Below are 9398 nucleotides of genomic sequence, written 5' to 3' on the forward strand. Positions count from 1 at the left end.
GACGCGGACCGCAAGCATCTGACGCCGCTGGAGGTGGATCGTCTGCTCCAGGTCGCCAAGGACAACACCCGGACGGGGATACGGGACCGTTGTCTGATCTTCCTGATGTTCCGCCATGGCCTGCGGGTGACAGAGGCCTGCGCCATGCGTCTGGACCAGGTGGATCTGGACAGCCGGATTCTCCATGTCGAACGCCTCAAGGGCGGATTGTCCACGACCCAGCCCCTCCGGGCCGAAGAACTCCGGATGCTGAAAAACTGGCTGCAGGAGCGGTCCCGCTGGTTGCGGCAGTGGGACCGGGGGAAAAGCCGCTCAGGAACGATGCACCTGGACCGTCAGGCGCTGTTTCTGAGTACCCGAGGCGCTGCCCTCTCCCGCAAGACCTTCTGGGCTTTGTTGCGGCGCTATGGCGAGGACGCGGGGCTCTCTTTGCCACCCCACCCGCATATGCTGCGTCATGCCTGCGGTTTCGCGCTGGCTGACCAGGGCGCGGATACCCGGCTGATTCAGGACTATCTGGGGCACCGGAATATCCAGCATACCGTGCGCTATACCGCCACCAACGCCCAGCGCTTTGAAAAATTGTGGCGATGATGCCTTGCTGGTATAAAAGACACAAGACAACACATCAAATACAGGTGCGCACATGGCTAAAGTCAACATATCTGAAGCGGCGAGAATGGCTGGAAAGAGCCGATCACATCTCTACGAAAAATATATAAATACTGGAGTTATCACCGTAGAATCAGACCGTGATGGGAGAAAGGTTATTGATACATCTGAGTTGCTTAGGGTATTCGGTACGCTCCATTTTGACGACAACAAAAAAGATGTACACGAGATCACCGAAGTACATTCAGAGGGCAAAGATAAAGACATGATCGTCAGCGCCTTACAATCTGAAAATGAAGTGCTGCGTGAATATCTGAGAGCCAAAGAGGAAGAAGTAATCTGGTTGCGTGACCAGGTTAGTAAAACAACAGCCCTGCTAACGCACCAAGAGGATAATCTCGGACCAACGCAAACAAAACGCTGGTGGTGGCCATGGTAAATATTTATAGTTGTACATATGATTTTTGAATGGGATGAAGCCAAGCGTCTTATCAATCTTGAAAAACATGGGATTGATTTTGTCGACGCACCTAAAATGTGGGCTGGCCCCATGCTGGTGGCGGAAGACACCAGACGGGAATATGGCGAACCGCGTTATGTCGGGATGGGTCACATAGAGGGCCGGTTGATGGTTATTGTTCATACCCACCGGAGCCCAAACATTGTTCGTGTCATCTCATTGCGAAAGGCTAACAGCCGGGAGGTTCACGCATATGAAAGTTCAACAAGTGGATAAGCCTGTAATCACAAAGATCACAGGGGATAGTCAGGCAGATTCACAAACCGACTGGAAGCGAGTAGATGCGTTGAAAGACGAGGATATCGACTACAGTGATGTGCCTGAACTTGGAGCTAGTTTCTGGGAAACGGCAAAAGTCTTGGACCATGGCGCTAAGAAGCCGATCACGATCCGGATCGATCAAGATGTGATCACATGGTTCAAGTCTCGCGGCGGGCGGTATCAGGTTCTAATGAACAAAGTTCTACGCAGCTATATGGAAAATTTGGATAAGCATGACCAGACTCGTTAGATGGCGTTCCTGCCATGACTAATCATCTTCGGCCAGATCGACATATCCAGAGGGACTTTTTTATTGCCGACATTTTGGATGCGGCACCCAAGGATGACATGGCAAGCATGGAGCATCCCATTTTCGCTCTTCGTGCCGGCGACAAAAGAATTCGCTACTACGAACGTGGAAATTACAAGGTTGAGATACAACCAGGGCCATACGGCTGTGCCACTATTCATGATAAAGACGTTTGGATCTATTGCATAAGCCAACTGATGGAAGCTGTTAACAGAGGTAGGGATGATATAAGCCGAACGGTGAGGTTTGTGGCTTACGATTTTCTAGTCACAACGAATCGCCCTGTTGCTGGAGTTGGGTATGATCGAATGGCCGACGCCTTGCGTAGATTGAGTGGTACTCGTATTGAAACGAACATAGAAACAGACGGGAAGCGTGAGCGTTCTGGGTTTGGGTTGATTGACTCCTGGAAAGTTGTTGAGCGGAGGAAAGATCATAGAATGGCTGCAGTAGAAGTTACCCTTCCTGATTGGTTATTCAGGTCGGTTAAAGCGCGCCATGTACTGACCATTGACCGAGATTACTTTCGGCTACGCAAGCCGTTAGACAGGCGCATATATGAGATAGCCAGGAAGCATTGCGGTAGCCAATCACGGTGGCGCGCGACGGTTAGCACTCTGCATGAAAAAAGTGGCAGTACAGCTACGTTGCGGGAATTTCGGAGGCTGCTGAAATGCCTTGCGGATTCCGATGAGTTGCCAGGCTATCGAGTGATGTTTAACGATGACGGTGATGCCATCACTTTTTATCCAAAATCAGGCATGAGAAGCGCGATGGCGCAAGTGCAAGATCTCCTCAAAAGGCCTAGAAAATAGGCGATCAGGGTTGTGGATAATTTTCTCAAATCTGTGGATAGACACGTACCTTTACCCACGCAAATCTGTGGATAGACACGTACCTTTACCCACGCATTCAACGTACGTTTACCCACAGCAACACCCCTACAGGCCAATAACCATAAGGCTTCCAGAAACCGTAACGCGCGCGCGCGGTTTTAACTTAAAAAAAAGCTTTTAACGTCTCTGACGGTGGAAAAGCCAAAACCGAAATGACTGGCAGGCAATGATAATGAGCGCCCACTTGCCGCCTACGGCGCCGGGCGCAAACATCCCCGGCGGCTCCCCCCGCCAATTTTCCAAAAAGTGGGGGAATTTGGCGTAGAACGCGTTTTTAGTGGCTGGGTGATGGAAATGTACCAGAATGAAATTTGCGCCTGTTCTATGGCCGTTTATGGGCCTTTACGACGGGTTTTTGAAAGAGGCTTCTACCCCAACGTAATGGTTGAGGGATATTTGGGGGTTTTGTTACGCAGTAACAATGCAGTATAATTACGTTACTGCGTAACCTATTCAGGAGAGAAACCTATGCCGAAAACCGCTGCTGAACGCCAGGCCGCCTATCGCGCCAGACGGCCCTTTGCGGGTACTGACAACAACGGAGAACGCCGAATCAACACCTGGGTGAATACGGGGACGTATTTGGCCCTGAAAAGGCTGTCCAGGCATAACGGGGTGACCATGCGCGAGATACTGGAGCAGATCGTGATGGCGGAGGATGCCCGCGTGACATCGGGTATGGATGACGACGCGTTGGAAGTCTATATGCAAAATGTTACGCCGTAACGAATAGCGTTATTCTGAAGGTCATCTCCTATTGGGGAGGGCGTCATTTTGGCTATGGGCTGATACGAGTGAGCGCGCGGCAGACCGTTACGGCGTAACAATGTGGGCAGAGGCCTTCATTCCGGGGATTTCAGAGACGGATGCATTTCCCAAAGGTTCACGGGGTTTCCCTTAGGGCCTTTGATACAGCGTGGTGCGTGTATCTGGTGGCTGTTTGCCAGGATCTGGATGATCCCACCGACCCGTGCGGTGCTGAGATGCATCTGCTTGCTGATTGCCGCCACGGTCATGGGTGTTGCGTGGAGACACTGAAGAATGCGGTCGCAGTCCTGTCAATCAGCGTCCAAATTTGAACAGGTGTCAGCGTCGAAATTTGAACAGGGTTAGAGGGGGAGACTGCACCGTTTTTTGTATCGGTACGAGTCGTTTCCGGTTTCGAGGATGTCGCAGTGATGGGTGAGACGGTCGAGCAGTGCGGTGGTCATCTTGGCATCACCAAAGACCTGGACCCATTCCCCGAAGGAGAGGTTGGTGGTGACGATCAGGGCGGTCTGTTCGTAGAGTTTGCTGATCAGGTGGAAGAGCAAGGCGCCGCCGGACTCAGAGAAGGGCAAGTAGCCCAGCTCATCAAGGACGACGAGGTCCATATTTAACAAGGTTTTCACCATGCGACCACTGTGGCCACGGACCTTTTCCTGTTCCAGTTGGTTGACGAGATCGACCACATTGAACCAGCGCACCCGATGGCCTTGGTAGATGGCTGCGTGGCCGAGGGCCAGTGCCAGATGGGTTTTCCCGGTCCCTGTACCACCGACGAAGATGATATTGTGGGCAGCGCCCAGATAATGGCCATCGGCCAGACGCAGTAACGCATTTTTGTCTACGGGACTTTCGCCAAAGTCGAAGTCATCCAGATTACGCTGTGCGGGGAAGCGCGCGGTACGCATCTGGTAGCGGAGGCTGCGATTGGCGCGTTCCTGACTTTCCGCAGCGATGAGCTTGGCCAGCCAAACCTCTGGATCCTGTGGGGGGCGCTGATCCAGCCAGTCCTCCACGGCCATGGCCATGCCGTAGAGATGCAGGGCGCGCAGGGATTGCAGCAGCTCAGTGGACATTGGCATTCCCTCGGAGCTGATCGTAGCGGGCACAGTCGGCCCGGGGTTCTTCCCGCAGGCGCAGGGCCTCTGGGGTGCACAAGGGTGCAGGAGGTAGAGGATTCGCCAAGCGATGCATGAGGTTGAGTACGACCGCTGCATTCACGATGCTCTGCTCCAGAGCCATGGCGCAGGCAGTTTCCAGATTATCGATACCGTATTCCCGGGCAGTCAGGAGGACATCGACAAACTCGCGATCACCCCGGGGTTTGCTTTGCAGCCGTTGGCGCAGCAAGGTGATTGCCCGCGGCAGATCCTGGAACGGACGGCCGTTGCGTAAGGCGCCGGGCTTGCGCTCCAGCACATCCAGGTAATGGGTAACATCCGTAATGGTCTGATCCCGCCCCATACGCCGTCGGTGGGTGGCTACCACCTGGCCTTCCTGCAGAACCAGAATCCGATCCACGTAACGGCGCACGTGCAGGTACTGCCCGGCATATTGGGCAGGGACGCTGTATTGGTTCCGATCCACGGTCACCAAACAAGTCTTTGCCACCCGTACTCGATCCTCAGCATACCCGTCGAAGGTGGCCTGAAAGGGACGAAGGTGGCCCTTCTCCTCCTGGAACACGTCCCAGATGGTTCGTTCCTTCTGTTCCGGGTGGGCATGGCTCTGAGCGCGCTCCAAACAGCGCTGCCAAAGCCAGGCATTGAGCTGGTCATGATCATCGAAGCGCAGGGTCGGGGTGAAGAACCACTCGCGTATGTTACCGACCTGATTCTCTACTTGCCCCTTCTCCCAACCGGCAGCGACACTGCAAGCCGTGGGATCGATCAGGTAGTGGTTCATCATGGCCAGGAATCGATGATTGAACTCCCGGTCCCGTCCCTTGACTGGCTTGCGGTACACGACGTTAACGATGGTCTTGGGGTTGTCATAGATACCCCGCTGCGGCACCCCTGCAAAAGCTTCAAAAGCCTCCTGGTGGGCCGCAAAAACCATCTCCTGGGTCTCTCTGGGGTAGGCACGGACAAAAGACATCCGGCTGTACGTGAGGCGAAAGTGCGCCACCTTCAAAGAGTGCGTCACGCCTCCCAGAATAACGGTCTCGGTGCTCCAGTCGAACTGGTAGGCCTCACCGGGAAGGAATACCAGGGGGATATACGCTTTTTGCACACCCGGATGCGCCACGGCCTTCCAGTGCTTTACCCATCGTTGCACACTGTCATAGGCCCCGGTGTACCCCTCCTTGCGCAGGTCCTCACAGAGCCGACGCGCCGTTCGGCGTTGCTTGCGAGGTAGGTGAGCTTCTGTTTCTACCCACTTTTGCAGAATCGCCTCATGCGGTCCCAGTTGTGGCTTCGCCTGGGGTTTGCGGACGTACTTGGGTACGTCCGCATCATAGTTCAGGTATTTGTATACCGTGTTGCGAGACATGTGCACTTCTTGGGCGATCTCACTGACGGTTTTCTTCCTGACGTGATACAGCAAACGGATCTTCGCGATAGTTTCCATACAAAGCACTCCAGGTTCCTCCGGGCCAAATCCCGGTAGGGTAGCAGGTGTTCAGTTTTCGACGCTGTTTTCCACCTCAACCTGTTCACTTTTGCACGCTGATTAACACCCGGAGTCTTCTCAGACCCGTAAACGGGAGCTCGCCGCTTATCTCTTGCAATGGCAATCGCATATTCTGCGGGCGTCCAGGTCGAGAATAGATCAGGGGAACACCCTCACCGGAAAATTGTTGGTAGCGGTCACCATCAGACCCAATGGGGACGTTTCCCAACTCCAGGTTATCAAAGGCAATTCCGATGGGTCTTTGGCCCTTTTGGTCCGCTCCATTATTCTGTTGGCTGCACCCTTCCCCGCGCTCCCCTCCGCCTGGCAGGCCCCGCCTCAGGATCTTCGGATCGTGCGCACCTGGAGTTTTCAGTGAGCTGTTAGGCGTCAAAGAGTGGTTTCTGGTGGCGTTTTTTGCTGAGTTGGGCACATTTTGGGCGAAGGGGCCAAATCTGCCCCATTCAAAGGCCAAAAGCCAGTATGAATAATGGCTTTATTACCAGTTAGACCAGCTGATTATCAATCCGGGGATCTGCTTTTCATTAATTTTTACAGGCAATCTATCATAATATTTTGTCTTTATTTTATGCCCGCGTGAATATTTGTCCAGATATACTCTGGAGATATATTTTTTTCTGTCCACCATGAATCAAAGGCGCATTTTTTTATCTCAACAGGTTGAGATAGATTTCCCCAACCAGTTATTTCTGGGGATAAAATAGGTATTTGAAAAGCCTTGTTTTGAGGTCTGCATAAAATAACTAGCGTAGTATCTCCTACTTTTGAGTGATAAATGCATCCAATAGTGATCGTGTCTGCTAGGATTGGGGTTACTGTTATTTTCTTTAGAAGATCTTTGTTTATAACTACTGGAGCAAACTCGCTCAAATCTTCTATGTTTGTGTTCCAATAATGAACTACGCTAGGAGATATATGCGTAAATTCTAATCCTAAATAATTTGAAAGGATCTCTTTTTTTTCTAAAGATAGCCTGTTTGGAGTGCCACCTAACCATCCAGAGAGTCCGCCGGGGTCAAGTTGCAGGGCTTTCGCTATACCAGATAATTTCTCGCTACGCAGAGCAATAATAGCCTTTGCAGCTAATCGAAACTGCTCATCTTCATTTACGCTTTGTTTTTTGTATGACATGCCGATCAATTAAAAATGGCCGCTGTCATTGTGGCAGCGGCCATTTTTTGCTGATTAACTAATCAGAATCCAGCCTGGAACTGCAACATCAGTGTGTTGTAGGCCATGCCGTTGATAGGAGCACCATTGGCGCCGAATACACCTCCCATTGTTCCTGTTCCGAACTTACCTTGACGTGCAGTTGGGATGATGTAATTCAACTGTATTTCTGCAGCGTGCTGGTTGTTTGGATTGACGAAATAGTTCAATCCAACCGTCGTGTTGTCGATCTTCGCATCATATCCAGTATGGTTATTGATGCTGAAGGAATCGAAGCGTACCGCAGGTTCAATATCTAACCATGATGGCGTTAGCGTCATCTGATGCAGGTTTACACCTAAACCTACGTTCCAGTCAGTAGCCAGCATACCGTTGTTATTGTAACCGTTAACACCAAAACTACGCCCGGAGGTCATGTTGGTATAAGAAGCCACATAGTGAATACCCATCAAGCCGCCATGCACGCCGACGTTCCAAGTGTAAATGGCTGTGCGCGACAAGCCGTCGGGTGGGATAGGGCTTCCGTTAGGTGTAGAACCAAGGCTCATGCGCGATCCGCTCAACTCAGCCTTCAGCAACGGCCCCATGAAGTCATAACCCAAACGGGCAAAGGCGATGTAATTACCGCTGCCATTCAAATAACCGCCCTGGCCGCTTCCGAACGGCATGGAGCCGTTTGCAGTCCAGTTATAAGCGTTGTAAGCATCTAGAGACGTGTCATCAGCCAAACCTACTGCGTAGCTTACACCTGTTCCCATCACGTCATTGGCATGGATCATAGCGCCTGCAGACCGACCGGGAAGTAAGGACTGAGCCATGCTACGGAATACGAAAGGCAACTCATTACCTGCCTTGCTCACATATTCGTTACCCACAGGTAACTTGAACTTACCAACTTCTAGTTGAGCAAAAGGTACAGGCGCATAATTCAACCAAGCGTTGATGATTGAGGCATTGCCGCTATTACCGAGGCCGTCATTCAACATATTGCCACCAGGATAATAGGTGTTGCCAGTGATCGCAGCATTATCCCAGCCCGCTTCAATGTTGTACGTTACACCAGGAACTGCTTCACCCTTGACGCCCAAGCGAATACGATTGGCGCCGAAAACCAAACCATTCGATCCTGAGGCGGATCCGTTCGTTGATGTTCCCCACTGCTGGGCACCAGTGATCTGAGCGTAACCATACAGAATGGGGCCAGTATCATCATTGTTATTTGCGGGCGCGAACACGCCGTTCGTAGACGCAAAAGCCATCCCGGGAACTACAAAAGCCGCTGCTACTGCCAAAGCAATTAAATTCTTTTTCATTTGATACTCCTCCTGAAACAAGTTAGAGGCTTGGCTTCACACTACAAAGCACGAAAGTGTGTTTTTTTGCCTACCTCATGTGGAAAGGATACAACAATATCAGGAAATCGCAAGGCACAATAATGGAAAGCTTAGCGAAACTAGAAAAAGCACGGGCCAGACAACAGCGTCCGGCCCGTGAGGAGGAGTCTGACCATGAAAAAATCAGATTCGTTAGTAATCGTAGGTCGGTTCGGCACGGGATGCAAGAACAGTCCGGGGGTTGTTGTTTTGTAATCAACAAGGGGAAATTTAGTTTTGTCGCTCGCAGATTTTGAAGCATGGACGGAGAGCCATTGTCATTTGCTGGTTGATTCCGTGTTCAGATACGGGAACTCCCATGACTAAAAACGATAATAATTACATCTGAACGACCAATGTATTTATGAAAAAACGCCGGGGAAGCCCCGGCAGAATAATCCGCAAAACAACCTGTCGCATTACGCAGCAGATCAGTGACCGATTCTAGCACAAACCTGCGAGATGAAGGAGAGGCGGCCTTATCAAGCAAGGTTATTCCGCGTATTCCATGTAAAACTCAACAAAATAGACACAATGCGCCATTCTGTCTCGTGGGCGTTTTTCTCTCTGTCGCTAATGTCCTGATTCTCCTCATACCCGGCAAGCCGAAAAACCGGGTATTATGAGACATTACAAACGCTGTGGAGATTTTGCCCGTGTCCGAACCCCGAAAACGTGCCCCCCGAACCCCTAAAACTCCCAAGAAGGCGCCCGAGCAGCTGGGCTTTTTTGAACCCGCCCCGGAAGTCCTGGATGCTGTGGCCACGGCCGAGCCTCTGCTCCCGGAATCGGTACCCGAAGCCCCTTCTCCCGTCGTGAATACCCCGGCCCGCCGTCGGGCAGCGGCAGACGCGGAC

Annotated in this window: 11 protein-coding genes; 7 read left to right on the top strand and 4 right to left on the bottom strand. The window is 51.8% G+C overall.

Features of this window, described 5'->3' with window-relative positions; translation table 11 throughout:
• The 6 genes from Q0C48_RS06710 to Q0C48_RS06735 form a co-directional block, all read left to right on the top strand.
• Positions 1-594 (top strand): tyrosine-type recombinase/integrase (locus Q0C48_RS06710; protein ID WP_291522759.1); only part of this gene is annotated, 594 nt, incomplete at its 5' end.
• A 52-nt stretch (positions 595-646) separates the two neighbouring features.
• Positions 647-1051, top strand: a complete 405-nt coding sequence (locus tag Q0C48_RS06715) for a hypothetical protein (RefSeq protein ID WP_215858349.1) — start codon at positions 647-649, stop codon at positions 1049-1051.
• Positions 1052-1069: 18 nt separating this feature from the next.
• Complete coding sequence (locus Q0C48_RS06720; RefSeq protein WP_215858350.1) at positions 1070-1348, top strand: BrnT family toxin; 279 nt, start codon at positions 1070-1072, stop codon at positions 1346-1348.
• Positions 1326-1643: a BrnA antitoxin family protein gene (locus Q0C48_RS06725; protein ID WP_215858351.1), complete on the top strand. Its 318-nt coding sequence runs from the start codon at positions 1326-1328 to the stop codon at positions 1641-1643. The genes Q0C48_RS06720 and Q0C48_RS06725 overlap by 23 nt, the downstream gene beginning before the upstream one ends.
• 14 nt (positions 1644-1657) lie before the next feature.
• Positions 1658-2518, top strand: coding sequence for a replication initiator protein A (locus tag Q0C48_RS06730; RefSeq protein WP_215858352.1), 861 nt, complete (start codon positions 1658-1660; stop codon positions 2516-2518).
• 549 nt (positions 2519-3067) lie between these two features.
• Complete coding sequence (locus tag Q0C48_RS06735; protein WP_215858353.1) at positions 3068-3325, top strand: hypothetical protein; 258 nt, start codon at positions 3068-3070, stop codon at positions 3323-3325.
• Positions 3326-3708: 383 nt separating this feature from the next.
• On the opposite strand, the gene istB is transcribed toward Q0C48_RS06735, so the two are convergent.
• From istB to Q0C48_RS06755, 4 genes are all read right to left on the bottom strand, one after another.
• Positions 3709-4440 carry an IS21-like element helper ATPase IstB gene (gene istB, locus Q0C48_RS06740; protein ID WP_291522760.1) on the bottom strand — a complete coding sequence of 244 codons (732 nt, stop codon included), beginning with the start codon at positions 4438-4440 and terminating at the stop codon, positions 3709-3711.
• Positions 4430-5935, bottom strand: a complete 1506-nt coding sequence (istA, locus tag Q0C48_RS06745; RefSeq protein WP_291522761.1) for an IS21 family transposase — start codon at positions 5933-5935, stop codon at positions 4430-4432. Before istA ends, istB begins: the two co-directional genes overlap by 11 nt.
• A 624-nt stretch (positions 5936-6559) precedes the next feature.
• Positions 6560-7129, bottom strand: a complete 570-nt coding sequence (locus Q0C48_RS06750; protein WP_215858681.1) for a hypothetical protein — start codon at positions 7127-7129, stop codon at positions 6560-6562.
• Between the two features lie 62 nt (positions 7130-7191).
• Positions 7192-8481 carry a porin gene (locus Q0C48_RS06755; RefSeq protein ID WP_215858680.1) on the bottom strand — a complete coding sequence of 430 codons (1290 nt, stop codon included), beginning with the start codon at positions 8479-8481 and terminating at the stop codon, positions 7192-7194.
• Positions 8482-9197: 716 nt separating this feature from the next.
• Between Q0C48_RS06755 and Q0C48_RS06760 the strand changes: the two genes are divergently transcribed.
• Positions 9198-9398 (top strand): hypothetical protein (locus Q0C48_RS06760; RefSeq protein ID WP_291522762.1); only part of this gene is annotated, 201 nt, incomplete at its 3' end.

The organism is Acidithiobacillus sp. (assembly GCF_023255755.1).
In the GTDB taxonomy this organism is placed as follows: domain Bacteria; phylum Pseudomonadota; class Gammaproteobacteria; order Acidithiobacillales; family Acidithiobacillaceae; genus Acidithiobacillus.